This window comes from Delftia sp. HK171 (assembly GCF_001886655.1).
GTDB classification, from domain to species: domain Bacteria; phylum Pseudomonadota; class Gammaproteobacteria; order Burkholderiales; family Burkholderiaceae_C; genus Comamonas; species Comamonas acidovorans.
This window is the reverse complement of record NZ_CP018101.1, coordinates 4,636,771-4,660,345: the sequence shown is the minus strand read 5'-3', so window position 1 is coordinate 4,660,345 and position 23,575 is coordinate 4,636,771. Positions and strand designations below refer to the sequence as shown.

Annotated in this window: 20 protein-coding genes; 10 read left to right on the top strand and 10 right to left on the bottom strand. The window is 67.9% G+C overall.

Features of this window, described 5'->3' with window-relative positions:
* Positions 1 to 67: 67 nt before the first annotated feature.
* The 6 genes from BO996_RS20870 to BO996_RS20845 form a co-directional block, all read right to left on the bottom strand.
* Entirely contained in the window at positions 68 to 2,221 is a 2,154-nt protein-coding gene (locus BO996_RS20870) for a TonB-dependent receptor (protein ID WP_071956313.1), read from the bottom strand.
* Positions 2,222 to 2,400: 179 nt separating this feature from the next.
* Complete coding sequence (locus BO996_RS20865; protein WP_071956312.1) at positions 2,401 to 3,300, bottom strand: NAD(P)/FAD-dependent oxidoreductase; 900 nt, start codon at positions 3,298 to 3,300, stop codon at positions 2,401 to 2,403.
* Positions 3,287 to 3,772, bottom strand: a complete 486-nt coding sequence (locus BO996_RS20860) for an Rrf2 family transcriptional regulator (protein ID WP_013801749.1) — start codon at positions 3,770 to 3,772, stop codon at positions 3,287 to 3,289. The genes BO996_RS20865 and BO996_RS20860 overlap by 14 nt, the downstream gene beginning before the upstream one ends.
* 66 nt (positions 3,773 to 3,838) lie before the next feature.
* Positions 3,839 to 4,831 carry a tripartite tricarboxylate transporter substrate-binding protein gene (locus BO996_RS20855; protein ID WP_071956311.1) on the bottom strand — a complete coding sequence of 331 codons (993 nt, stop codon included), beginning with the start codon at positions 4,829 to 4,831 and terminating at the stop codon, positions 3,839 to 3,841.
* 49 nt (positions 4,832 to 4,880) lie between these two features.
* Complete coding sequence (locus BO996_RS20850; RefSeq protein WP_071956310.1) at positions 4,881 to 6,029, bottom strand: porin; 1,149 nt, start codon at positions 6,027 to 6,029, stop codon at positions 4,881 to 4,883.
* Positions 6,030 to 6,212: 183 nt separating this feature from the next.
* Positions 6,213 to 7,922 (bottom strand): tannase/feruloyl esterase family alpha/beta hydrolase, encoded by a 1,710-nt coding sequence (locus BO996_RS20845; protein ID WP_071956309.1) that lies wholly within the window; start codon positions 7,920 to 7,922, stop codon positions 6,213 to 6,215.
* Between the two features lie 195 nt (positions 7,923 to 8,117).
* On the opposite strand from BO996_RS20845, the gene BO996_RS20840 reads away from it, so the two are divergent.
* The gene (locus BO996_RS20840; RefSeq protein ID WP_013801753.1) at positions 8,118 to 9,005 is read left to right on the top strand and encodes a 4-hydroxyphenyl-beta-ketoacyl-CoA hydrolase; all 888 of its coding nucleotides are present in this window, start codon (positions 8,118 to 8,120) and stop codon (positions 9,003 to 9,005) included.
* Between the two features lie 6 nt (positions 9,006 to 9,011).
* On the opposite strand, the gene BO996_RS20835 is transcribed toward BO996_RS20840, so the two are convergent.
* Both BO996_RS20835 and BO996_RS20830 read right to left on the bottom strand, forming a co-directional pair.
* Positions 9,012 to 9,512 (bottom strand): MarR family winged helix-turn-helix transcriptional regulator, encoded by a 501-nt coding sequence (locus BO996_RS20835; protein WP_013801754.1) that lies wholly within the window; start codon positions 9,510 to 9,512, stop codon positions 9,012 to 9,014.
* 81 nt (positions 9,513 to 9,593) lie between these two features.
* Complete coding sequence (locus BO996_RS20830; protein ID WP_065345116.1) at positions 9,594 to 9,890, bottom strand: TFIIB-type zinc ribbon-containing protein; 297 nt, start codon at positions 9,888 to 9,890, stop codon at positions 9,594 to 9,596.
* A 354-nt stretch (positions 9,891 to 10,244) separates the two neighbouring features.
* Here BO996_RS20830 and BO996_RS20825 point away from each other — a divergent pair, with 354 nt between their 5' ends.
* The 9 genes from BO996_RS20825 to BO996_RS20785 all read left to right on the top strand — a co-directional run bounded on the left by BO996_RS20825 (position 10,245) and on the right by BO996_RS20785 (position 20,031).
* Positions 10,245 to 12,074 (top strand): CocE/NonD family hydrolase, encoded by a 1,830-nt coding sequence (locus tag BO996_RS20825; RefSeq protein ID WP_071956308.1) that lies wholly within the window; start codon positions 10,245 to 10,247, stop codon positions 12,072 to 12,074.
* Positions 12,075 to 12,125: 51 nt separating this feature from the next.
* Positions 12,126 to 12,737 carry a TetR/AcrR family transcriptional regulator gene (locus tag BO996_RS20820; protein WP_071956307.1) on the top strand — a complete coding sequence of 204 codons (612 nt, stop codon included), beginning with the start codon at positions 12,126 to 12,128 and terminating at the stop codon, positions 12,735 to 12,737.
* A complete protein-coding gene (locus BO996_RS20815; protein ID WP_071956306.1) occupies positions 12,734 to 13,783 on the top strand; it encodes a DUF418 domain-containing protein in 1,050 nt (349 codons plus the stop codon). The genes BO996_RS20820 and BO996_RS20815 overlap by 4 nt, the downstream gene beginning before the upstream one ends.
* Positions 13,784 to 14,001: 218 nt before the next feature.
* Positions 14,002 to 15,120, top strand: a complete 1,119-nt coding sequence (locus BO996_RS20810) for a LuxE/PaaK family acyltransferase (RefSeq protein WP_071956305.1) — start codon at positions 14,002 to 14,004, stop codon at positions 15,118 to 15,120.
* Entirely contained in the window at positions 15,117 to 16,613 is a 1,497-nt protein-coding gene (locus BO996_RS20805; RefSeq protein WP_071956304.1) for an acyl-CoA reductase, read from the top strand. Before BO996_RS20810 ends, BO996_RS20805 begins: the two co-directional genes overlap by 4 nt.
* 35 nt (positions 16,614 to 16,648) lie before the next feature.
* Entirely contained in the window at positions 16,649 to 17,425 is a 777-nt protein-coding gene (locus tag BO996_RS20800) for an ABC transporter ATP-binding protein (RefSeq protein ID WP_043783628.1), read from the top strand.
* Entirely contained in the window at positions 17,422 to 18,183 is a 762-nt protein-coding gene (locus BO996_RS20795) for an ABC transporter permease (RefSeq protein WP_016450562.1), read from the top strand. Before BO996_RS20800 ends, BO996_RS20795 begins: the two co-directional genes overlap by 4 nt.
* Positions 18,184 to 18,221: 38 nt before the next feature.
* Positions 18,222 to 19,232, top strand: coding sequence for an ABC transporter substrate-binding protein (locus tag BO996_RS20790; RefSeq protein WP_046239925.1), 1,011 nt, complete (start codon positions 18,222 to 18,224; stop codon positions 19,230 to 19,232).
* A gap of 1 nt (position 19,233) precedes the next feature.
* The gene (locus BO996_RS20785) at positions 19,234 to 20,031 is read left to right on the top strand and encodes an SDR family oxidoreductase (protein WP_071956303.1); all 798 of its coding nucleotides are present in this window, start codon (positions 19,234 to 19,236) and stop codon (positions 20,029 to 20,031) included.
* Positions 20,032 to 20,038: 7 nt separating this feature from the next.
* Here BO996_RS20785 and BO996_RS20780 read toward each other — a convergent pair whose 3' ends face one another.
* Both BO996_RS20780 and BO996_RS20775 read right to left on the bottom strand, forming a co-directional pair.
* Positions 20,039 to 21,832: a methyl-accepting chemotaxis protein gene (locus BO996_RS20780; RefSeq protein ID WP_071956302.1), complete on the bottom strand. Its 1,794-nt coding sequence runs from the start codon at positions 21,830 to 21,832 to the stop codon at positions 20,039 to 20,041.
* A gap of 69 nt (positions 21,833 to 21,901) precedes the next feature.
* A complete protein-coding gene (locus BO996_RS20775; protein WP_232240392.1) occupies positions 21,902 to 23,308 on the bottom strand; it encodes a helix-turn-helix domain-containing protein in 1,407 nt (468 codons plus the stop codon).
* Between the last annotated feature and the right edge of the window lie 267 nt (positions 23,309 to 23,575).

Sequence of the window (23,575 nt, the reverse complement as noted above, 5' to 3'; positions counted from 1 at the left end):
GGAAGCAAAAGACCCGGCGGGACACAACATGCGCCCCGCCGGGTGGCCTGCGCAGTGCGTCAGGCGGTCAGAACGACACGGTGGCCGACAGCCGGAAGGTGCGCGGTGCGCCGGGCATGACGAAGCCGTCGGTGAACATGCCGATCCAGTAGTTCTTGTCCGTCACGTTCTCCACGCTGGCATTGAAGCGCACGGGCGTGGCGCCGAACCTGGTCTCGTACTTGGCCATCAGGTCGAAGCGGTTCCAGGCCGGGGCGCGCAGCTTGTTGCCGGAGTCCACCCACTGCGAGCCGGTGTACAGCACGCGGCCGCCGACCGACAGGCCCTGCACGGGCGTTTCCCAGTCGATGCCGATGCGCGCGCGCAGCTTGGGCACGCCGTAGTTCTCACGGCCGGAGTTGATCTGGCGCGACTTGATGTACTCCACCCCACCCAGCAGCGACAGCGTCTGCGTGAGCTTGCCGAAGGCGCTCCACTCCAGGCCCTTGAGGCGCTGCTCGCCATCGAGCACCTGGGCATTGCCGCTGTTGGTGATGATGGACGGCTTTTCGATGCGGAAGGCGCTCAGCGTGTGCGTGGTCTGGCCCGCCTGCAGCTTCACGCCCACCTCGCCCTGCTTGGTCTGCATGGGCGCCAGGGTCTCGCCGGTGTTGGCAAAGCCCGCGCCCACGGTGCGGCCGGGCTCCAGGCCTTCGGTGTAGTTGGCGTACAGCGAGACGTTGTCGCCCCAGGGCCGCACGACCAGGCCGGCCATGGGCGAGACGCGGCTCTTGCTGTAGTTGGACGACACGCCGTTGACCAGCGGCGTCTTCACCGTCTGGTGGCGTGCACCCAGCGTCAGCAGCACCTTGTCGTTGGCGAAGCTCATCACGTCGGCCAGGGCCAGCGAGCGGAATTCGTTCTCGGTGGTGTAGCCCTTCCACTGCGGCGCGCCCGGGAAGGTGGGCGTCGTCGGCTCGTACATGTTGGTGGTGTAGCAGTAGTTGCAGGCCGTGTTGTAGGTGCCTTCCTTGTGCTTGAGGATGTTGAACGACAGTTGCAGACGGTGCTGCACGCTGCCCGTGCTCAGCTTGCCGATGACGCCGGCCTCGGCCGTGCGGCGCTCGGATTCGGTATGCACGTTGTAGATGGCGCCGCGCGTGGTGCCGTCCAGGCCCGTGACGATGGCGCGGGTGCCGAACAGCAGGCCCTTGCCCTGCGCCTCGGAGGCGCCGAAGGCGAAATAGCCCTGCCAGTTCTGCGTGAAGTCCACCTCGGCACGCGCCAGCAGGCCGCTGTTGTCGTACTGGCCGTGGGTGCCGCGGAACATGTTCACGTCGCCGCTGGGCGGTGCCAGCAGCCGGCCCACGCCGGGGATGGCCGCGCTGCCCAGGAAGCTGAACATGCCCGGGCTGCCGCCGTCGATCTTGGTGATGCTGTTGTACAGGTCCAGCGAGAAGCGGGCCCTGTCGCCCAGGTAGTCCAGGCCCAGGGCGCCCACGCGGCGCTTCTGGCTCTCATCCTTGGCGCCCATGTCGCCCGAGCCGTAGACGCCGTTGAAGCGCAGGCCCAGCCGCTGCTCGGGGCCGAAGCGCCTGCCCACGTCGGCATGCATCTGCAGGTAGGAGTCCGAGACGTAGGTGGCCGTCAGGTCGGCCATGGGCTGGGCCAGCGCGCGCTTGGTGACCATGTTGACGGAGCCGGCCACGCTGGCCAGCGGCGGCATGCCGGACAGCAGCACGTTGGGGCCGCGCATCACCTCCACGCGCTCGAACATCTCGATGGGCACCGAATTGGCCGGCGCCACGCCGTACAGGCCGTTGGTGGCGATGTCCATGGCCGTCACATCCAGGCCGCGCAGGTTGAAGTTCTGCAGCAGGTGTCCCTTGTTGGTGGTGAAGACCACGGCCGCATCGTTTTCCAGCACATCCTGCAGCGACAGGGCGGACCAGTCCTCGGCCAGCTCGCGGGTGTAGGCGTTGACATGCACCGGCGCGTCCACGATGGAGGTGGCGCCCAGAATGCCCAGGCGTGCACCCTTGGCGGCCTTGCGCCCCGGTGCCAGCGTGGGTAGGTCCTCGCGCTCGTACTTGTCGCGCACGTCGATCTGCGACAGCGTCGGCGTCGTTGCGCTCGGCGCCTGCGCTGCATCCTGTGCGATCGCCGTGGACCCGGCGCCGGCGGCCAGCATGGCCAGAACAATGGAGTTGAACCGCAGCGCGCGGCCGTTGGTGGTGTGCATGGACTGGACTCTTGATTTGTAGATGTCAATGAGAATCAGTCTTAATTATATTTACGGATTTAGTTAGCATGGGAAGTTGTTGTATCCACGCATCGTCCGGCGGGCAGTTGATCTGCGTCCATGCACGGGCCCAAGGCCCGCCCCCCATCACCACCCCATCACCACCCCATCACCAACCATCACCACCCCATCATCGACCGGTGCGCGCCAATGCCTGCCATGGCGCCATCGCTCACCGCCATGGCCACGTTGCCGGCCGCGCGGGCCGCGTCGCCACAGGCGAACACGTTGGGGACGCTGGTGGCCTGGCCTTCCGCGACCTTGATGAAGGTGCCCATGGGGCCTTCTTCCAGGGCGCAGCCCAACTGCTCGGCCACGGGGCTGGCGATGCGGGTGCGCGGCTGGGTGAACAGGCCGTCCATCACCAGGCGGCGGCCATCCTGCAGCACCACGTCGGCCCGGCCTTCCAGGCGGGCGATGGGCGTGGACTCCACCTGGGTGCCCCGGCGCGCAAGGGTGGAAAGTTCTTCGGCGGCGGGCTTGTAGGCGCCGTTGAGCAGCAGCGTGGTCTGGCCCCAGTCGGGCAGCATGACGGCGTGGTGGTGGGCCAGGGCCGAGCTGGCGATGATGCCGATGCGCCCCGCATTCATCTCGTAGCCGTGGCAGTACGGGCAGTGAAAGACGCTGCGGCCCCAGCGCTCGGCCAGTCCCGGCACGGGCGGCAGGCTGTCATGCACGCCCAGCGCCAGGACGATGCGGGCGGCGCTGATGGCCGTGCCCGCTGCATGGAACTCCAGCCGGCCATCGGGCGCCACGCGGGCGTCCTCGGCCGTGCCGTCCAGCCACTGCACGGTGGGATAGGCCATCAGCTGCTGCCGGGCCTGGGCGGCGATCTGGGCGGGGGCCACGCCATCCTGGGTGAGAAAGCCGTGCGATGTCTCGCCGGCCTGGTCCACGAAGCGGTTGCGCCGCAGCCCGGCATCGACCACCAGCACCTGGCGGCGCGCACGCGCCAGTTGCAGCGCGGCGGACAGGCCGGCATAGCTGCCGCCGATGACGGCGAAATCAACGTGTTTCATGCGAGTGCTCCTGCAGTTGGTGCCAACCCTGGCCGCCTGCTGCGCGATGGCGGGCCAGGCGGGCGTGGAAGTCTTGGGACAGGGCAGCCAGCGTCACCGTGCCCAGGCGTGCAAGCAGGGCGGCCTCGGCCTGCTGCACCGCGTTGCTCAGGGCTTCGTTCACGGCCTGGGCGACCAGGCATTCGGGCCGGTCTTCCCTGAAGCCCAGCGCCACCAGGCCGGGCGCGCCCAGGGCCTCATGCACGTCGCGCAGCGTGGTGCGGTCCAGTTCGCAAGAAAGCACCCAGCCCCCGCCATGGCCCTTGGCGGAGGTGACAAGGCCTGCATCGCGCAGGCCCGACATCAACCGGCGCAGCACGACCGGGTTGGTCTGCAGCGCGGCGGCGAGCATGTCGGAGGTGGCAGGTCCATCGCCCTCGGCCATGTGCAGCAGCACATGGAGGACGTCCGAGAATTGGCTGTTCTGTTTCATGCAACATTATTTGTTGCATGAGTGTGGCCTTATCCCGTGAAGGGGAATGGGCCTGCCGCCGACTGATCAGGACTCTCCCGTGAACCCGATCTGCTTGACCAGCGAACTCCAGCGCTCGAACTCGGCCTGCTGGTCGGCCGCCATTTCCTGCTGCGTGCTGCCGCGCGCCAGCAGGCCCAGGGCGGCCAGCCCGTCGATCACGGCCTTGTCCTTGAGCGCGGCCGTGATGGCCGCGTTGGCGTTGGCAATGGTGGTGGCCGGGGTCTTGGCGGGCGCGTAGAAGCCGAACCATTCCTCCACCGTGACATCGGGGAAGCCCAGTTCGGTGAAGGTGGGCACGTCGGGCAGGAAGGGCGAGCGCTGCCTGCCCGAGGTGGCCAGCACGCGCAGGCGGCCCGCCTTCAGGTACTGCAGGTAGTCGCCGCTGGGGTTCATGGTGGCCGCGACCTGGCCGCCCACCAGGTCGGTGATGCTGGGCACGGTGCCGCGATAGGGCGCGTGCTTGAGTTCCACCCCCGAGCGCAGGCTCAGCAGCGCGCCCAGCAGGTGCGGCATGGAGCCCGCGCCCGGCGAGCCGAAGTTGGCCCGGTCGGGGTGCGCCTTGGCCCAGGCCAGGAAGTCCTTGAGGGTCTTGACCTCGGCCGGCACGGCAGGCCCCACGGCTAGGCCGTGGTAGATGACGGCGCCGATGGAGACGGGGATGGCATCCTCGGGCTTGTAGGTCAGCTTGGGGTAGATGTGCGGGTAGACCGAGAAGGCCGACACGGGCGCCAGCGCCAGCACCGAGCCGTTGGGCGGGGCGTTCTTCAGGGCCTCCACCGCGATGCGGCCACCGGCGCCGGGCTTGTTTTCCACAAAGCCCGGCCCTTTGCTGTAGGGCGTGCCGCCCAGCCGCTCGGCCACGCGGCGGGCCACGCTGTCGCCCGAGCTGCCTGCCGGAAAGCCGTACATGATCTTGACCTGGTCCAGCGCCTGGGCCAGGGCATGCAGTGGCGACAGCGACCCCAGGGCGGCGGCGCTGCCCAGGGCCTGGACGAAATGACGGCGATGCATCTGCATGGATGTCTCCTGGTGAAATCGAAAAAAGGAAAAGCTGGAAAGAACAGGCTCAGAACATGTGGCGGATGCCGACGTTGATGCCGGTCTGCGAGCGGCCCGGCGCGGTGTTGCTGCCCGGGGCGCCGCCGCTGACCGAGACGGTGGCCAGGCGGTCGTTGCGGATGTGGCCGAGCTGGGTGTAGACCGCCGTGCGCTTGGACAGGTTGTAGATGGCGCGTGCCACCAGCAGGTCGGAGTCGTAGCCCGAGACGCCGCGGTAGCTCAGCGTCAGCCACTGGGTTTCGAGCACCAGCGCCTCGGTGACCGGGTACGAGGCGCCCACGTACCAGAGGTTGCTGCGCGGCTTGACGGCATCGCCATCGTTGTCGCGGCGCAGCAGGCCGCCGCCGACCTTCACGCCGGCCAGCTTGAAGTAGCCGCCCAGGTGCAGGCGCTCGTCATGCTTGGCGCTGGAGGTCATGCCGCCGAACACCGGGTCGGTGGACGAGGCCGGCGTGCGGCCGTTTTGCTGCTCGTAGCCCAGCGCCAGGCCCCAGACGGGCGTGTCGTACTTGGCGTACAGCGACCACTGGCGGCAGGCCTGCGTGTCCGATCCGCTCTCGCCCGGGCAGTTGGTGCCTGCCGGGCTGGGGCCTGCGTTGACGGCATCGCGCCCGAAGCTGTAGCCCGCGCCCAGCGCCAGGCCGCCGAAGTTGCCGCGCCAGGCCAGCATGTTGTCGGCGCGCGAGTTGGGAATGTAGGCGTCCAGCGAGCCCATGGCGAAGACGGCCGGGCCGATGATGTCCGAGTCCAGCAGCGACCAGAACAGCATGGAGTTCTGGCGGCCCATGGTCAGGCTGCCCCAGTTGCCGCCCAGTCCCACCCAGCTTTGGCGCCCAAAGCCGCGCCCGCCCTGGTTGAAGGTGCCCTGGTCGGGCGCAAAGCCCGACTCCAGCGTGTAGATGGCCTTGAGGCCGCCGCCCAGGTCCTCGCTGCCGCGCAGGCCCCAGCGCGAGGGCACCAGGCTGGTGGTCGATGGCATGCGGCTGAGACCGCCGCCCGCCGCCACATTGTTCACGTGCTCCACGCCCACATCGACGATGCCGTAGAGCGTGACGCTGGAAGTGCCTTGCGCGAAGGCGCCGAAGCTGGTGCTGGAGCCGGCCAGGGCCAGCACGGCGGCGGCCGCCAGGGTCAGCGGGGAAGGGGTTTTTTGCATGGTGATGTCTCCTCTGGTTTGAAAAATCGTTGCCGTCTTGGCGTGGGTGTCCGCGCGCCTTTTTTTCAGGCGCAGCGGTGCCCGGCCCCGCCGGGGGCGGGACTGCGGACAAGGGGTGGATGAGGGCGGAGGGGGCGGGCCGTTCAGGAGACCGTTCAGGCGCCGCCCGCCTTCAGTGCACGGTCAGCGGCAGCTGAAGCTGGCAGCGCTTTCCATGTCGCCGCTGCCGTTGTAGTGGGCGGCCAGCGGATGGGGGCACAGCGGCCGGGTGCGCGTTGGCGACCAGGTGGCGGGCAGGTCGGCGTTGGCGCCGCCCGCATTGCCTGCGCCGCGCGCACTGGCGATCACGCGGTCTGGGGCCTGGCCTTTCTCCACCCAGGCCACGAGGGAGCTGAGCATGTCGAACTGCTCGGTGGCCGGGCCGCCGCTGCAGTGGTTCATGCCGGGCACCAGGTACAGGCGGGCGAAGTCGGCTGCATCGCCATGGTTGCGGCGCAGCGTGTCGTACCACTGCACGGTGTCGTCGCTGGAGAAGATGGGATCGGCCGTGCCGTGGTAGACCATGAGCTTGGCGCCCCGGTTGCGCAGCACGGGCAGCTTGCCGTAGTCGGGCGGGAGCATGAAGGACAGCGCGCTTTCGGTGTACAGCGCCGTCGTGGCCTGGACCTTGGCCAGCATGCTGTCCACGCTGCCTGTCAGCGCGAACTGCGGGCCGTTGAAGCTGGCCGGGCTCTCCGGTGGCGCCTGCCAGACCAGGCCCACGGCGCCGGTGTCCAGGTTCAGCGAGTTGGAGAATTTCCAGCCGGCCCAGCCGGCCGTATCCAGCCCTGCGTCATACGGGAAGCTGCTGTAGATGCGGCTGCCGCCGCTGGTGGTGGCGCCCTTGAACAGGCCGGCAATGGTGCTCTTTTGCTCGGCGCTGAGGCAGCTGCCGTCGCGCGCGCCGCCGCAGGTGGGCACGTCGCGCGCCAGGTCGAAGCTCGCCTGGCAGGCTGCGCCGGCCTGCACCATGCCGTCGGTGGCGCCGTCCAGCGCATCGCATCGGGCCAGCACGGCCTGGCTGACCAGGCGGCGCTCGGCCTGGGTGAAGCCCGTGCCCAGGTCGGCGGGCGTGGTGGCCAGCTTCGCATAGCCCTGGGCGCCGGCAATGTTGGCAATGGCCGCCAGCGGCAGGCGCGTGCCGGGGTTGCCGGCAATGATGCCGTCGTACTGGTCGGCATAGCGCGAGGCCGCCACCATGGCGTGGCGCCCGCCGTTGGAGCAGCCGCCCAGGTAGGAGCGGTCCGGGCCCTTGCCATAGGCCGTCTGCAGCGCGCTGCGCGCCATGGGCGTGAGCTTGCCCACGGCCTGGTAGCCGTAGTCCAGCCGCGCCTGCGGGTCCAGGCCGAAGAAGGGGCCCAGGCTGCCTGCATGCCCGGCGTCGGAACTGAGCACGGCAAAGCCCATCTGCAGCGCATTGCCCAGCGGCCCGCCGCCCAGTGCGCCCACGGCCGTGCTCACGCTGCCGTCCAGGCCGCCGTTGGCCTGGTAGAAAAAGCGCCCGTTCCAGTCGCGCGGCAGGCGCATCTCGAAGCCCACGGCGTAGTTCTGGCCATCGACGGTGCTGACGCGCTCGTGCATGCGGCCGGTCACGCGGCAGTGCTCGGCAATGGGCTTGCCTGCCACCGTCAGCGTGCCGGCAGCCACGGTCTCGGCAGCGGTGATGCGGGTGTTGGGGAAGGATATTTTCGCGGCCAGGTCCGTGCACGACAGCAGCGTGGCGGGGCGGGCCTCGGCCAGCTGCGCGATGCCGTCGCTCGAGCCGCCGCAGGCGGCCAGCAGCAGGGTGGGAAGGGCGGCGGCCAGCGCGGCCGGCAAGGCGCGGGAACGGGTCTTGTGGATCTTTCTGTCCATGTCTGTCTCCTCGGAAGGTGGTGTGAAGCCTCAGCGCGAAACCGTTGCGTGGCAGCCGTTGCCCGCATCCGCATCGCTTTCTGATGGCCGCGATTTTGGTTATATTTAATAACCAATTCAAGCGGCCTTTGCGAATTTCTTATTGGGACTTCCCCTTGATGCCGGGGCAGGCAGCAGGCCGCACAGGAGACAGACATGGACCACGAAAAGCTCATTGCCATCGACATCCACACGCACGCCGAGGTGAGCTGCTGGAACCCGTTCGACAACTACGGCGAGGAGTACGACCGCGCCGCCGACAAGTACTTCGGCAACGGCCGGCGCCCGACCATTGCCGAGACCGTGGCCTATTACCGCGAGCGCAACCTGGGCCTGGTGATGTTCACGGTGGACAGCGAGTCGCAGCTGGGCCGGCGCCGCATTCCCAACGAGGAGATCGCCGAGGCTGCGCGGGCCAACAGCGACATGATGGTGGCCTTCGCCAGCATCGATCCGCACAAGGGCCGCATGGGTGCGCGCGAGGCGCGGCGGCTGATCGAGGAAGAGGGCGTCAGGGGCTTCAAGTTCCACCCCACGGTGCAGGGCTTCCATCCCTACGACCGCATGGCCTGGCCGATCTACGAGGTGGTGGCCGAGTACCAACTGCCGGCCATCTTCCACACGGGCCACAGCGGCATTGGCAGCGGCATGCGCTGCGGCGGCGGCCTGCGCCTGGCCTACAGCAATCCCATGCACCTGGACGACGTGGCCATCGACTTCCCCGACATGCAGATCGTGATGGCCCACCCCAGCTTTCCCTGGCAGGACGAGGCCCTGTCCGTGGCCCTGCACAAGCCCAATGTCTGGATTGATCTGTCGGGCTGGAGCCCCAAGTACTTTCCCCGGCAGCTGGTGCAGTACGCCAACACCCTGCTCAAGGACCGCGTGCTCTTCGGCAGCGACTATCCGCTGATCACGCCCGAGCGCTGGATGAAGGATTTCCAGGAAGCCGGCTTCAAGCCCGAGGTGATGCCCGGCATCCTCAAGGGCAACGCGGTGCGGCTGCTGGGGCTGGAGCAGCCGGCAGCGGAGAAGGCGGACTGAGCGCGCTCAGTTGTAGATCTTCTGCAGCAGCTGGATCAGCGTCCTGCGCTCGGCGTCGGTCAGGCGGTAGGTGGCATCCATTTCCAATTCCGCCGCCGTTCTTTCCGCCCGGGCCGTGAGCTCGGCGCCGGCCGGCGTCAGGTGCACGCCCACGGCGCGGCGGTCGGTGGGGTGGGTGCGCCGCTCGATCAGCTTGCGGCGCTCCAGCGCTGCGATCAGGCCCACCAGGTTGGGCGGCATCACATCCAGCGCCGCGCACAGCTGGCGCGAGGTGATGCCGGGGTTGTGGGACACCAGGGACAGCACGGAGAACTCCACCATCTTGAGATCGTGGGTGGCCATGCGCTCCACGAACACTTCGATGATGGACAGCGAGGCACGCCGGGCGTTGTAGCCCACGAGGGTGTGCAGGAAGGAGGCGTCGATGGACGGCCCCGGCGCTGCAGTGCTGGACGGGGCCGTGTTCTCTGCGGCAGGAGCGGGCTTGGGTGTGCGGGCGCGGGGCATGGGGACAAGGAACTGAAAGCCGAATCATAGTGGGGCGCGGCTGCCATGTCCCGATGCCGGCGCAGTGGACTTGCCCTGGTGCTAGAAGTCGAAAAGATCGGAGAGAAAGCCCTCGCGCTTCTTGCGGCGGTAACCATCGTGGCTGGAGTGCTCGCGCCGGTCATGGGATCCGTCAGGGCCCGCGCGCCGTTCCTGCGGGCGTTCATAGGCTGCTGGCGAGGCGGGCACGGAGGGTGCCTGGGCGGCGGAGCGCTCGATGAGCTTGTCCAGCTCTCCGCGGTCCAGCCAGACTCCGCGGCATTGGGGGCAGTAGTCGATCTCTATGTTCTGGCGCTCGGAGATGATGAGCGTGGCATCTCGGCAGGCGGGACATTGCATGACAGTTTCACCTTTGCCTGTTCAGGCAGTGGCTCCATCGGCAACGATGGAGTGTGGGCCGGGCTGTTATGCGTTGAGGTCTCCAGCGAAGGCCGTTCGACTGCGGGGGCGATGGATAGTTCCGTCGCTCCAAGCGCCATCACCATATCGTGCCAGTTCATGCCGCCCCCGAGGCCGAAGGCCGTGGCGACTGGCCGCGTTCGCCTTCAGCCTGTCTTCAGGCGCGCTTCAGCGCCCCTTCATCCCCCCTTCATCCCCCCTTCAGCCTGTGCGTGCGCCATGCGCCCGGACGGTCCTACATTGCGGCCTGCCCCCTTGCGGGCATGACTGCATCAGCAACCAGGAGGACCATCTATGATGACTTTTCGCCATTCCCGCGCGTGGCTCGGCGCGGCCGGCATCGCCACCCTTGCCCTGGGCCTTGCGGCCTGCGGCGGGGGCTCTTCGGGCAGCACCAACCCCGGGCCGCGCATCTGGGGCTACATCCAGCTGCCTGACGGCAACAAGATGCGCTATTCGGTGGTCTTCCCCAAGGGGCCGGGGCCTTTTCCCGTGCTGATGGAGTACGACGGCTACGGATCGGGCTCGGTCACGGACCAGACCACCCAGGAATGGACCAAGGAAGGCTATGCCGTGATGGGCCTGAACGTGCCCGGCACGGGTTGCTCCACCGGCGAGAACCAGTGGGCCGACGCCTCCGTGGGCGCGGCCGGGGCGCATGCGGTGGAGTGGGCGGCACGCCAGGCGTGGTCCACGGGCAAGGTGGGCATGGTGGGCTATTCGTACTCGGGCTACGACCAACTGTGGGTGGCGGCCCAGCGTCCGCCCAGCCTCAAGGCGATCGCGCCGGGCAAGAACGTGGCCGATCCCTACCGCGACGTGGCCTATCCGGGCGGCATCCAGAACATCGGCTTTCCCGCCAACTGGTGGCGGCAGTTCCCCGCGATATGGCGCAAGGCCGCCGAAGATGCCAGGGCGCTGGATGGCGATACCGGATGCGCACAGGTGGTGGAGGACAACATCCGCAAGATCCAGCGCCCCGACCTGGACATGGCGCGCTGGCTGGACGAGGACCGCTTCTTCGGCGCCCGCTACGCGCTCAAGAGCGCCATGAACTCCACGCACCGCATCGACATCCCCACGCTGGGCACCCAGTCCTGGCAGGACGAGCAGGTGGGCACGCGCATGGGCTACTACGAGGACAGCATCGCCCCGGACAAGATGTGGCTGATCAGCTCCAACGGCGACCACCACACCGACAACGCCCCCTTTCTGCGCGAGACCATGAAGCGCTTTTACGCGCGCTTTCTCAAGGGCGAGAGCAACGGCTTCGAGCACACTCCCCGCGTGCTGCTGGCGCAGGAAATGCAGTGGATGAACGGTGGGGGCGACTATGGGCAACTGCGCCCCTCGGCCGTGGCCAGCTTTGACCGGCTGCCCGTGCGCGTCACGCCCATGACGCTGTGGCTGCAGCCGGGCGGCGGGCTGGGCGATGCGCCGCCGCAGGCCGAGCGCCAGTCGGCCAGCTACCGCTACCCGCTGCCGGGCGCCGAGGCCAACCATCCCGACGCGGACACCGAGTCCGGCGCGGGCCAATGGACGGCCAGCCCCGCCGGGCAGGGCCTGCTGCGCTTCACCACGGCCCCGCTGCCGCGCGCGCTGAGCTTTTATGGCGAGGCCTCGCTGGACCTGTGGCTCAGCGCCACGGCCGGCGATACCGATGTGCAGGTCACCGTCTCGGAGGTGCGTCCCGACGGCCAGGAGATGTTCGTGCAGCGCGGCTGGCTGCGTGCCTCCATGCGCGCGCTGGACGGCCAGCGCTCCACCGCCTTGCGGCCCTGGGGTGATTTCACCGAGGCCGCCGTGCGCCCGCTGCGCCCCGACGAGCCCACGCTGATGCGCGTGGAAATCCAGAAATTCGCCCATGTGTTCCGCGCGGGCTCCAGCCTGCGCGTGACCCTGGACACGCCTTCGCAGACCGGGTACTGGGCCTTCGACCATCTGTCCACGCCTTCGACCAACACCGTCTGGCTGGACCGCAGCCGGCCGTCGAAGATCGTGCTGGGCCACATCGCCTATGCCCATGAGCGGCAGCTGCCGGACTGCCGGCGCATGCTGCGCCAGCCCTGCAGGCCCAACGAGGAGGCCGTTCCTTCGGGCGTGGGCCCCCTGCCGCCGCTGTGATTTCATGCCCCGGTGTTGACTATGAATGAACGTTCGTTCATCATTTGGGGCATGAAAAAGAAAGAAGACATCAGCGAGCGCCGGGCCGTCATCGTGGAGGCCGCCCTGCAGTGCTTCGTGGAGCGCGGCTTTCACTGCACCAGCATGCGCGACATCGCGCAGGCCGCCTCGGTGAGCCTGGGCAATCTGTACAACCACTTCGACAGCAAGCAGGCCTTGATTGCCGAGGTCGCCACGCAGGAGCAGACCGAGCTGCTGCCCTTGCTGCAGGCGCTGGAGCGGGCCGCAGCCCCTTCGCTGCCTGTGGTGGCGCAATTCCTGGCCGCCTACCAGGCGCTGTGCCGCCAGCGGGAATGGGCCGTGCTCAGCGCCGAATGCCTGTCCGAGATCGCGCGTTCGCCCGGGCTGGCGCCGGCCTTCGAGGCCAACCGCAGGCGCATGCTCGACGGCCTGGCAGGCTTCATGGAGCGCGGGGCGCAGCAGGGCCTCTTGCGGCCCGCCGTGCCCGTGCGCCTGGCCGCGCAACTGCTGCTGGATGCCGTGGAAAGCGATGCGCTGCGCTTTGCGCTGGCGGTGACGCCGCAAGAAGACGCGGGGGCGGATGAAGGGGTCGATGTGCTGCATCCCGCCTTGCTGGCCTGCCTTCTTGGAGGCACTGCATGAGGCACGCCACCGGCAGGGGCGCCCGCCTGGCGGGGCTGGACCTGGCGCGCTACCTGGCGCTGGCAGGCATGGTGTTCGTCAACTTCAAGCAGGCCATGCATCCCGCGCTGCAGGAGCCTGGCTGGCTGCTGTCGTTCTTCCATTTTCTGGAGGGCAAGGCCTCGGCCACCTTCGTGGTGCTGGCAGGCCTGGGCCTGGTGCTGGCCACGCGCTCGCTGGAGCCGGCCACGGCGCGCATCTGGACACTGCGCCGCGCGCTGTTCCTGCTGGTGGCCGGTGGCATGAACCTGCTGATCTTTCCGGCCGACATCATTCACTACTACGCGGTGTATTTCGTGTTGGCCATCGCCTGGCTGCAGGCCGGCGCACGGGCGCTGCTGGCCGGCATGGCGGCCGTGGCCGTGCTCTCCGCCTGGGCCTTGCTGCAGCTGGACTACAGCCAGGGCTGGGACTGGGCGAGCCTGTCCTACCAGGGCCTGTGGGAGCCGGCCGGCTTTGCGCGCAACCTGCTGTTCAACGGCTTCCATCCGGTGCTGCCCTGGTTTGCGTTCTTCCTCTGCGGCATGCTGCTGGCGCGCCTGCCGCTGGCCGAGCCGCGCGTGCAATGGGGCCTGGTGGCTTGCGGTGTTGCGATGGTGGGCTTGGCCTGCGCCGTCTCGGCACTTGCGGCACAGAGTGAATGGGCTGCCTGGCTGGCCACCGGCCCCATGCCGCCCGGCCCAGCCTACCTGCTGATGGGCCTGGGCTGCGCCAGCATTGCCATCGGCGCCTGCCTGCGGCTGGCCGACCGCTGGCCCGCTGGACCGTGGCGCGGCCTGCTGCCGGCCGGGCGCATGACGCTGACCCTGTACCTGGCACACATCCTCATCGGCATGGGCCTGCTGGAGGCCCTTGGCGCGCTGGACGGATCACGCAGCCTGCGCGAAGTGGCCGTGGCCGCCGCGCTGTACGTGATCATCGCCAGCCTGGCCGCCTGGGCCTGGAGCAGGAAGGTGGCGCAGGGGCCCGTGGAGTGGGTGATGCGGCGGCTGACGGCCGTGGGCTGATGCGGCCCGCAGCAGGATTGTCCCGGTCCTGCACCCTTGGCGACCCTGCTGTAAGATAGCCCTCCGCTCCGGGGTGCACGCCAGTGCTGAGATCCACACCCGAGAACTTGAACCGGGTCATTCCGGCGGAAGAAGAGCTTGCACCCCTGCGTGGCCGCCCATGCGCCACGGGCGGGGGAGCCTTCGGAGCATCACGTCCCAGCTCTCGAAGGAATTCCATGGACAAGGCCCGGCCCCAGGCGGCTTCTCTGGTCGCAGACCTGCTTGCATTCATTGCCATGGACGGCTGCACCGACGAGCAGTTCGACGCACTGGCCCTGCAACTGTTCGCCTACCAATACGAATCGAATGCGCCGTTTCGCAGCTTCTGCCAGCGGCGCGGCGCCACGCTGCGCAATGTGAAGACCTGGAGCGACATTCCCGCCGTGCCCATTGACGCGTTCAAGGCCATGGAGCTGCGCAGCGAGCCGGCCTCGCCCGCGGAGCGCGTGTTCATGACCAGCGGCACCACGGGCCAGGCCAAGGGACTGTCCGCGCGCGGACGCCACTTCCATCCCGCGCTCGATGTCTACGATGCGTCGATGACGCGCAACTTCGCGCAGCGCTTCATGGCCGGGCACGAGCGCCTGCCCATGGGCATCCTCTTTCCCGACGAGCAGGCCATGCCCAACTCTTCGCTGGCCCACTACCTGGCGCTGGCCAAGACGGAATTCGGCACTCCTGACAGCCGCTACTTCCTCACCCCCGACGGCCTGGACATGCCCGGCCTGTGCGCCGTGCTGGAGGAGTCCGAGCGCAGCGGTCGCCCCTATGCGCTGCTGGGCGCCAGCTTCAGCCTGGTGCATGTGATGGATGCGCTGCGCGAGCAGGGCCGCAGCTTTTGCCTGCCGCCGGGCAGCCGCATCCTGGACACGGGTGGCTACAAGGGCCAGTCGCGCGAGCTGCCGCTGGAGGATTTCTACGCCGACCTGTCCCGGTTGCTGGGCGTGCCGCGCAGCCACTGCATCAACATGTACGGCATGACCGAGTTGAGCACGCAGTTCTATGACGACGGCAATGCCACGCTGCCCTCGGTCAAGTCGGGGCCGTACTGGATACGCTCGCGCCTGGTCGAGCCCGTCACCGGCCGCAGCGTGGCTCCCGGCGAGCGCGGCATTCTCGTGCACTGCGACCTGGCCAACTACAACGCGGTCACCACCATCCTCACCGAGGACGTGGGCCTGTGGGCCGGCCATGGCGAGAACAGCGGTTTCCTGTTGCTGGGGCGTGCCGAGGGCGCAGCGGCCAAGGGCTGCTCGCTGGCGGTCGATGAATTCGTGAAGGCCGCTGCTGCATGAACATCGAGCGGATCACGGCCGGCTACCTGCCCGAACTGCCTGGTTTGCGCGAGGCCGAGCTGCAGTGGCATGTGCTGCCCTTCGAACGCGGCGGCGTGCGGCTGGAAGTCTCCGTGCCCCTGCTGACCGGCCCGCAGATGCATGCGCTGGCAGCCCATGTGCGCCGTGCCGCCGACCGCCACCTCAGGGCCATGCCCGTGGCCGAGATCATCGACGCCATCGACCGCGCCATCGCACGCCTGCTGGACCGCAGCGATCCCTATCGGCGCCAGGCCGAGACCTGGCTGCCCGTGGTCAGCGGCTATGACGCCGACATGGTGCGCCTGGGGCTGACGGGCTTCTTCAAGACCTTTCGCGCCGCGCAGCTGCGGCGCTTTGTGGCGGAGGACTTTGCCAACCCGGCCGTGCTCGACGGCTTCCAGCCCACGCCCAAGGGCGGCGCGGTGCGTGCCTTCGGGCCTGATCTGCTGATGCACAGCTGGGCCGGCAATGTGCCTGCGCTGTCGCTGTGGAGCCTGGTCTGCGGCCTGCTGGTCAAGGCGCCCGCCATTGGCAAGCTGGCCAGCGCCGAGCCGCTGTTCGCGGGCTGGTTCGCACGGCTGCTGGCCGAGGTCCACCCGCCGCTGGCCGATTGCCTGGCCGTGGTGTGGTGGAGCGGTGCGGGGGGTGTGGATGGGGCGGATGGCGCGGAGGGCGCGGATGGCGGTGGAGCCGCCGCGCTCCATGCCGAGGCCGACACCGTGCTCGCCTACGGCGGCAACCAGACGCTGCAGGCACTGCGCCAGCGCCTGCCCGTGACCACGCGCTTTCTGCCGCATGGCCACAAGCTGGGCTTTGGCATGGTGGGCGCTGCCGCGCTGGACACGCTCAAGGCGCCCGCCGTGGCGCGGCTGGCGGCCTGGGACGTGATGCGCTACGACCAGCAGGGCTGCTACTCGCCCCATGTCTTCTACGTGGAGCGCGGCGCCCCTGTCTCTGCACGTGCCTTTGCCGACTATCTGGCGGCCGAACTGGCCAACCTGCAGCGGCGCTTTGCACGCCGGCCGTTGGAGCTGGAGGAGGGCGCCGCCGTGGCCCGCTGGCAGCAGTCCGTGGAATGGTCGGGTGACGAACAGCAACTGCTGGGCCCGGTGGACGCGCCCTGGAGCGTGGCGTACAGCGACAGCCTGCAGCCGATGGCGCCCACGGCCCTGTACCGCACGATTGCCGTGGTGGGTGTGGACCGCCTGGATGACGCCGTGCCCGTGGTGGCCGCGCAGCGCGAATACCTGCAGACGGCCGGCATTGCCGCCTCGCCCGAGCAGCTGTACCGGCTGGCGGGCCTGCTGGGCGCGGCCGGCGTCACGCGCATCAGCGCCATCGGCTCCATGAGCATGCCCGAGGCCGGCTGGCACCATGACGGCCGCTTCAACCTGCTGGACCTGGTGCGCATGACCGAGATCGAGCAATCTGCCGAGGCGGCGGCGCAGCCGTTTGCCCCGTATGCGGATTGACATCCATGCACACCGGCACGACGGGCACAACGGGCATGACGGGCATCACAGACGGGGCTGACGGCATGGCGTTTCTCGATATCGAACAGGTGGTGTTCACCTACCCGGGCCGCCCGCCCGTGGTGGACGGCGTGGACTGGCGCGTGCAGGCCGGTGAGGTCCACTGCCTGCTGGGCCGCAGCGGCTGCGGCAAGACCACCTTGCTCAAGCTGGCGGCGGGGCTGCTCAGGCCGCAGTCGGGCCGCATTCTGCTGCGTGGCGCCGAGCTGGCCGAGCCCGGTCCGCAGCTGGGCTTCATGTTCCAGGCGCCCACGCTGCTGGAGTGGCATACGGCGCTGGGCAATGTGCTGCTGCCCGTGTCGCTGCAAAGGCGCCCCGCGCCGCAGGACGAGCAACGCGCCCTGGCGCTGCTGGAGCAGCTGGGCCTGGCCAGCCACGCGCAGCGCCATCCGCGCCATCTCTCGGGCGGGCAGCAAAGCCGCGTGGCGCTGGCACGGGCGCTGGTGCTGGACCCGCCGCTGCTGCTGCTGGACGAGCCCTTTGCCGCGCTGGACGCCATCACGCGCGCCGAGCTGCAGGACGACCTGCTGCGCACGTGCCGCGAGCGCGGCACCACGGTGCTCTTCGTCACCCACGACATCAACGAGGCCGTCTACCTGGGCGACCGCATCGCCCTCATGCACGGCGGGCGCATCGTGGCTGATATGGCGGTCGATCTGCCCGCGCCGCGCACCCAGGCCATGCGCCACGGGCCGGCGTTCAACGAGCACTGCGCCCGCGTGCGCGCAGCCATGGACAGGACGGCGGCATGACGGTGTCCTTGTTCCATGCCCGCCTGCTGGCCGCCGCGCTGGCGCTGGTCCTGCTGGGCCTGTGGGAGCTGCTGGTGCGGCAATGGGGCCTGTCCGCCCTGGTGCTGCCGGCGCCCTCGGCCATTGCGGCATCGCTGTGGACGGGGCTGGCCACGGGCTATTTCTGGCCGCACATCTGGGCGACGCTCCAGGCCCTGCTGCTGGGGCTGGCGGCCGGCAGCGCGATCGGCCTGCTGGCGGGCATGGCCCTGGCTGAATCCGAGCTGCTCGAGCGTGTGCTCAAGCCCTATGTGGTGGTCAGCCAGGTCGTGCCCAAGCTGGCGCTGGCGCCGCTGTTCGTGCTGTGGTTCGGCTTCGGCATGCTGCCCACGGTGCTGATCACGGCGCTGATCTGTTTTTTCCCGCTGATGGAAAACACCCTGACCGGCCTGCGCCAGGTCGATGCCCAGCGGCTGCAGCTGTTTCGCATGCTGGGCGCCACGCGGCTGCAGACGCTGCTGCGCCTGAAGCTGCCCACGGGTCTGCCCGCCATTCTTGCGGGCCTGCGCGTGGCCGTGGTGCTGGCCCTGGTCGGCGCCGTGGTGGCCGAATTCATGGGCGCCAGCCGCGGCCTGGGTGCCGTGGTCATTGCTGCCCAGGGAATGATGGACACCACCCTCATGTTTGCGGCCCTGGTGCTGATCGCCGCCATGGGCCTGCTGCTGTACCAGGCCTGCCTGGTGCTGGAGCGCCGGCTGCTGCGCTCGCGCGCCGCCTGACCCCCCTGAACACTTCCGAAACCTTTTCCCCAAGCGCCATGCACACACCGCAATCCCCCTTCCTCACCCGTCGCAGCCTGCTGGGCGCCTCTGCCGGTTTTGCCGGCCTGGCGCTGGCCGGCAATTGCCTGGCCGCTCCTGTGCAAGGCAAGATCCGCCTGGCGGGCTGGAGCAAGCCCATCAGCGAGATCACCAACATCCTGGCCGAGCCCGACAAGGGCTTTTTCAAGGCCCAGGGCGTGGAGCTGGCCTACCTGCCCGGCGCGGGCGGCGGCGACGCCATCCGCAACATGCTCAGCGGCCAGGCCGATGTGGCCTTCACCGACCCCGGCTCCTTCTTCATGGCGCTTGACAAGGGCGAGAAGCTGGTCGCCATCTACGACATCTACCCGCAGAACGTGTTCAACGTGGTCTCGCTCAAGTCGGCCGGCATCCGCAAGCCGGCGGACCTCAAGGGCAAGAAGATCGGCGTCTACAGCCTGTCCAGCGGCACGCGCCAGAACCTGCTGGTGATGCTGCACCAGGCCGGTCTCAAGGAGTCGGACGTGACCATCGTCGTCACCGGCCTGCTCAACTTCGCGCCGCTGATGCAGGGCCAGGTCGATGCCACGGCCGCCACCGACACCGGCCTGGCCGTGGGCCTGCGCAAAGGCATTGGCGAGGTCGATGTGATGCAGGTGCGCGATCACCTCAACATCTCCAGCGACATGTTCGTGGTGCGCGAGGACACGCTGCGCGACAAGAAGGACCTGCTGCGCGCCTTCCTCAAGGGCTACCGCGACAGCGCCGCCTGGATGATGGCCAACCCCGAGGAAGCCGCCACGCTGGCCGGCAAGCACGCCATCGACGGCACGCAGCGCGACATCAACCTGGACGTGATCCGCCTGCGCAATGCGTCTTCGCAGCCGCTGCAGGCCGGCAAGCCGCTGGGCAGCTTCGACCTGGCCGCCCTGCAAAAGGGCGCCGACGCCTACCGCGCGCTGGGCATGGTGCAAAGGCAGATCAAGGTGTCCGACGTGGTGGACACCAGCCTGCTGCCCGGGGCCTGAGATGGCACAGCCGTCTTCCCTGGGCCTGCAAGGCAAGGTGGTGCTGGTCACCGGCGCCGGCCGCGGCATAGGCGCGGCCATTGCCATCGCCTTTGCGCGCGAGGGCGCCCTCGTGGCGGTCAACCACCTGTCCAACGATGCTGCCGCCGCGCAGACCGTGGCGGCCTGCCAGGCTGCGGGCAAGCAGGCCGGAGGCGATGCCTGGGCCATCAAGGCCGATGTGGGCTCGCCGCCCGCCGTCCAGGCCATGACCGATGCCGTGGCGCGCGAGGCGGGCGCCATCGATATCGTGGTCAACAACGCCTTCAAACCCTACGCCTTCGACCCCGAGCGCCGCCGTCTCTTCGACGACCTGCAATGGAGCGACTACCAGGCCCAGTACGACGGTGCCGTGGGCGCGGCCTTCAACGTCTGCCGCGCCGTGCTGCCGCAGATGCGCCAGCGCGCGCGGGGCAGCATCGTCAACATTGCCAGCAACCTGGTGGAGCACCCCGTCGTGCCCTACCACGACTACACCACGGCCAAGGCCTCGCTGGTGGCCTTCAGCCGCAACCTGGCCAGCGAGCTGGGGCCCGTGGGCATACGTGTCAACTGCGTGGCGCCGGGCCTGGTCTATCCCACGCAGGGCACGCAGGACACGCGCGAGTCCTTCCGCGAATCGCTGATGGCCGCCACGCCGCTGCGCCGCCTGGCAAGCCCCGAAGACGTGGCAGGGCCGGTGCTGTTCCTGGCCTCGGAACTGAGCGGCTTCATGACGGGGCAGCTGCTGTTCGTCGATGGCGGCCTGGTGATGCGCTGAGCCTGTTCTAGAACTGCTCCCACTCCTCCGCCATCTCGGCCGCCGTGGCGCGGCGGGGTGCCGTGGTCCTGGCGGGCAGCGCCACAGGCGCGCTGGAGGCCGCAGCCGCTGCCGCGCGCAAGGGCTTGGCGGGGCGGGGCACGGCAGGGGCCAGCGCAGGAGACGGCCTGGCGGTCTGTGCGCGCGCCAGCCCGACCGCTGCCACCGGCGCGGACACGGCCTGTGCCCGGGCCTCCCTTTCATCCAGGCGGAACACGCTGACCAGTTGCACCAGCTGCGCCGCCTGCTTGTTCAGGCTGTCGGCAGCGGCGGCGGACTCCTCCACCAGGGAGGCGTTTTGCTGCGTCACCTGGTCGAGCTGCTGTACGGCGTCGCTGACCTGGGTCACGCCCTGGGACTGCTCCTGCGTGGCGGCACCAATGTCGGAGATCAGTTCGGCCACGCGGTGCGTCTGGGTGACGATGTCGTTCATGGTGTTGCCGGCCTCGGCCACCTGGCGGGAGCCGGCAGCGACCTTGCCCACGCTCTCGCTGATCAGGCCCTTGATCTCCTTGGCCGCGTTGGCGCAGCGCTGGGCCAGGGAGCGCACCTCCGAGGCGACCACCGCAAAGCCCTTGCCCTGTTCCCCGGCACGCGCGGCCTCCACGGCGGCGTTGAGCGCGAGGATGTTGGTCTGGAACGCAATGGCGTCGATCACGCCGATGATTTCCTCGATCTTGCGCGAGCTGTGCGTGATGTCCTCCATGGTGCTGACCACGCCATGCACCACCTCGCCGCCGTGCACGGCCGTGGCGCTGGCCGACTGGGCCAGGCCCGAGGCACTGCGCACCGTGTCCACGTTCTGCTGAATGGTGGCGGTCATCTGCTCCATGGAGGCGGCCGTTTCCTCCAGGTTGGCGGCCTGCTCTTCCGTGCGAGCGCTCAGGTCGGCGTTGCCCGAGGCGATCTGGCTGGCGCCCGTGGCAATCGATTCGCTGCTGTGGCGTACCTGGCTGACGATGTCTGCCAGGCTGGCGCGCATGGAGTTCAGCGCAGCCAGCAGGCTGGTGGTATCACCGGGCCGCAGCGCCACGGTCACCGCCAGGTTGCCCCTGGCGACTTCCTGCGTGATCTGCGCCGCGTAGGCGGGCTCACCGCCCAGCAGGCCCGTGATGCGCCGCGTGATGGCCCAGCCCACCAGCGCGCCTATGGCCAGTGCGGCCAGCGCCAGGGACAGCATCAGCCGCCCGGCAGCCAGGGATTTGTCCTCGGAGGCCTGCGCCGTTTCTGTGGCGCGCACCTGCTGGTGGGCCAGGATGTCATTGATGGAGTTGAAGAACGCGTCCTGGCGTTTGCGGAACTCCCCGCTTTCGCCAAGCATGGCCGAGACGGCCTGCAGGTCGTGGCGCGTGGCCGCCTCCATGAATTGGTCGAGCAGCGGCAGATAGGCAATGCGCGCGTTCTTCATGTTGTCGTACAGGGCAACGCCCTGCGGTGTGCTCAGGCCTTCGCGGAATTTCTCCATCAGCTGGCCGATCTTCTGGCGCTGTGCATCCAGTGCGGCCTTGGCCAGCTTCTTTTCCCCGGCGTCCTCCATCAGCGCCATGCTGCGCACGCCGCGAAAGATGAACTCCACCGAGCCCTTGATCTCCACCAGCCGGAGCAGGCTGGTGATCCGCTTGTCGGCCAGGTAGGCCACATCATCGGAGGCCTGTACCAGCTGGGCGCGGCCATACAGCGCAATCGACAGCGCGATGGCAATCAGAATCGAAAAACCCAGACCCAACATGGAGCCCGTCTTCATGTTTTTCAGGTATTTCATGCGTATTCCTTTCAGTATTCAATAGGGCTGCGTGCCACGCAATCGGGCCGCATCGCATAAAAATCCGGATCACGCCAATCGATGATGGCGCACCCAGACAGACGGCGGTATTCCATAATGTCCGGAGAAATCTCGGGAAAATGATGAGAGCGAGGAATAACCAAGCTGCGAGGAAATCTGTCCTATGCTCTGGTCGGTGGTCAGCAGCGATTCGGCCGCAAGATGAATGCGGCTTTGCCTTATATATTCACCGATGCTGCACGACCGGCTGTTGCGAAAGGAAACCTCCAATGTGCGCCGGCTGACGCGGCAATGGTCGGCAATGGTCTGGATCGGTAGTTTCTTGTCCAGGTTTTCTTGTATGTATTGGAGGGCGCGCTTGACATAGGCGGGTTCCAGATCGTGCAGCCGTGCCTCGTCCATGGCCGTGAATCTGGATTTCTCCAGATAGGGGCTGATGGCCATGCTCTTGAGCCGCATGATGTTCAGCGCCTTCAGCGTGGACAGGGCGCCTGCAAAATCGCCCTGCGTTTCCTGTATGTGGTACTCGTAGACCAGGGCATTGCGGCACAGGCCTTCGAGCTGGTAGGTCTGGGCCGTGGACTTTGCCAGCATCACCGCCTGCAGGGCCTGGGCATATTGGCGCTTGCTGCAGTGCACCAGTGCGCTGCTCAGCCAGGCCCAGCCGGCAATCGGCGGGTTCTTGATCTGGTGGCGGACGCCGATGCGTTCAATGGCACGGATCACGCCAGCGGCTTCGCGGCGGCCCGCATCCAGCCCTTTGACCGAGAGCTGCAGCAAATCGCTGTAGGGCCAGGCCAGGCCCGTTGGCAGCTGGCGGCCGACCCGCTCCAGCAGCGCCTGCAGGTCGGCGCTGTCGGGTGCCGCGGCACCGAGCTGGACCAGGCCTGAATCCGGGGGCGGCCCGCACCACAGATTCTGGTGATTTTTGTAGAGATAGATCTTCCACAGAATCTGCGCTCTGGCCCAATTGATCAGGGCGGACAGCCAGGGCGTGATGCCCGGCGCCATCAATGCGAAATCATGGTCCTTGCCTTCGATCAATTGCAAGGCGGTATCGAGCTCGCCCAGCCGGCTGTGCGCCAGCGCCCTCACATAGGTGGCGCAGGCCATGGATTCCGGCTGCAGCAGCGCGGGATTGGCCATTGCCGCAGTGGCCAGTGCAATCGCATTGCGCTCTTCACCCAGCTGGCAATGGATGAAGGCGGCTGCAATACGGCATGAGACCACGCGGTCGGGCATGCGGTGCAGCTCGAAAATGGCCTGTGCTTCCTGCACATATCTGAGCACCAGCAGGGGATATATGGAAGGCTCTGGCCATTTGCAGGCCTGTAGCAATTCTTCGGCCCGGCTGATTTTGTTATATCCAGTATCGGCTTGCTGGTGATGGGCGGATATTATTCTCCATAATCTGGATGCGCTCTCATCTTGGTGGCCGTGGATGTGGTGCGTCAAGAGATTGAATGAGTAAGAATTCTTATATGAAAAAATCAATGGCCAGGCGGGTGCGATGCATTTTCCCGATGAATGCATCGGCGAAGTGCTTCACAACACCCTCCTGGGGAAACACTGATTGACTGGAAGAATCTTACAGGCCAGATAAACAATTGTTTACATTTGGATTTTATTTTTCTTGCCGGATCGCGCAGGCACTTGTCTTTTTGCGAAACTTTCTCTCTTGCAAATCGCCTAATTCGCTGATTGGACAGACTTTTTCTGATT

Bases quoted from the DNA above. Each gene is read 5' to 3' on its own strand.
- BO996_RS20795 (WP_016450562.1), top strand. From the start codon at position 17,422: ATGACGGTGTCCTTGTTCCATGCCCGCCTGCTGGCCGCCGCGCTGGCG.
- BO996_RS20845 (WP_071956309.1), bottom strand. From the start codon at position 7,922: ATGGACAGAAAGATCCACAAGACCCGTTCCCGCGCCTTGCCGGCCGCG.
- BO996_RS20870 (WP_071956313.1), bottom strand. From the start codon at position 2,221: ATGCACACCACCAACGGCCGCGCGCTGCGGTTCAACTCCATTGTTCTG.
- BO996_RS20840 (WP_013801753.1), top strand. From the start codon at position 8,118: ATGGACCACGAAAAGCTCATTGCCATCGACATCCACACGCACGCCGAG.
- BO996_RS20800 (WP_043783628.1), top strand. From the start codon at position 16,649: ATGACGGGCATCACAGACGGGGCTGACGGCATGGCGTTTCTCGATATC.
- BO996_RS20830 (WP_065345116.1), bottom strand. From the start codon at position 9,890: ATGCAATGTCCCGCCTGCCGAGATGCCACGCTCATCATCTCCGAGCGC.
- BO996_RS20820 (WP_071956307.1), top strand. From the start codon at position 12,126: ATGAAAAAGAAAGAAGACATCAGCGAGCGCCGGGCCGTCATCGTGGAG.
- BO996_RS20850 (WP_071956310.1), bottom strand. From the start codon at position 6,029: ATGCAAAAAACCCCTTCCCCGCTGACCCTGGCGGCCGCCGCCGTGCTG.
- BO996_RS20815 (WP_071956306.1), top strand. From the start codon at position 12,734: ATGAGGCACGCCACCGGCAGGGGCGCCCGCCTGGCGGGGCTGGACCTG.
- BO996_RS20825 (WP_071956308.1), top strand. From the start codon at position 10,245: ATGATGACTTTTCGCCATTCCCGCGCGTGGCTCGGCGCGGCCGGCATC.
- BO996_RS20860 (WP_013801749.1), bottom strand. From the start codon at position 3,772: ATGAAACAGAACAGCCAATTCTCGGACGTCCTCCATGTGCTGCTGCAC.
- BO996_RS20780 (WP_071956302.1), bottom strand. From the start codon at position 21,832: ATGAAATACCTGAAAAACATGAAGACGGGCTCCATGTTGGGTCTGGGT.
- BO996_RS20785 (WP_071956303.1), top strand. From the start codon at position 19,234: ATGGCACAGCCGTCTTCCCTGGGCCTGCAAGGCAAGGTGGTGCTGGTC.
- BO996_RS20855 (WP_071956311.1), bottom strand. From the start codon at position 4,831: ATGCAGATGCATCGCCGTCATTTCGTCCAGGCCCTGGGCAGCGCCGCC.
- BO996_RS20835 (WP_013801754.1), bottom strand. From the start codon at position 9,512: ATGCCCCGCGCCCGCACACCCAAGCCCGCTCCTGCCGCAGAGAACACG.
- BO996_RS20865 (WP_071956312.1), bottom strand. From the start codon at position 3,300: ATGAAACACGTTGATTTCGCCGTCATCGGCGGCAGCTATGCCGGCCTG.
- BO996_RS20790 (WP_046239925.1), top strand. From the start codon at position 18,222: ATGCACACACCGCAATCCCCCTTCCTCACCCGTCGCAGCCTGCTGGGC.
- BO996_RS20810 (WP_071956305.1), top strand. From the start codon at position 14,002: ATGGACAAGGCCCGGCCCCAGGCGGCTTCTCTGGTCGCAGACCTGCTT.
- BO996_RS20805 (WP_071956304.1), top strand. From the start codon at position 15,117: ATGAACATCGAGCGGATCACGGCCGGCTACCTGCCCGAACTGCCTGGT.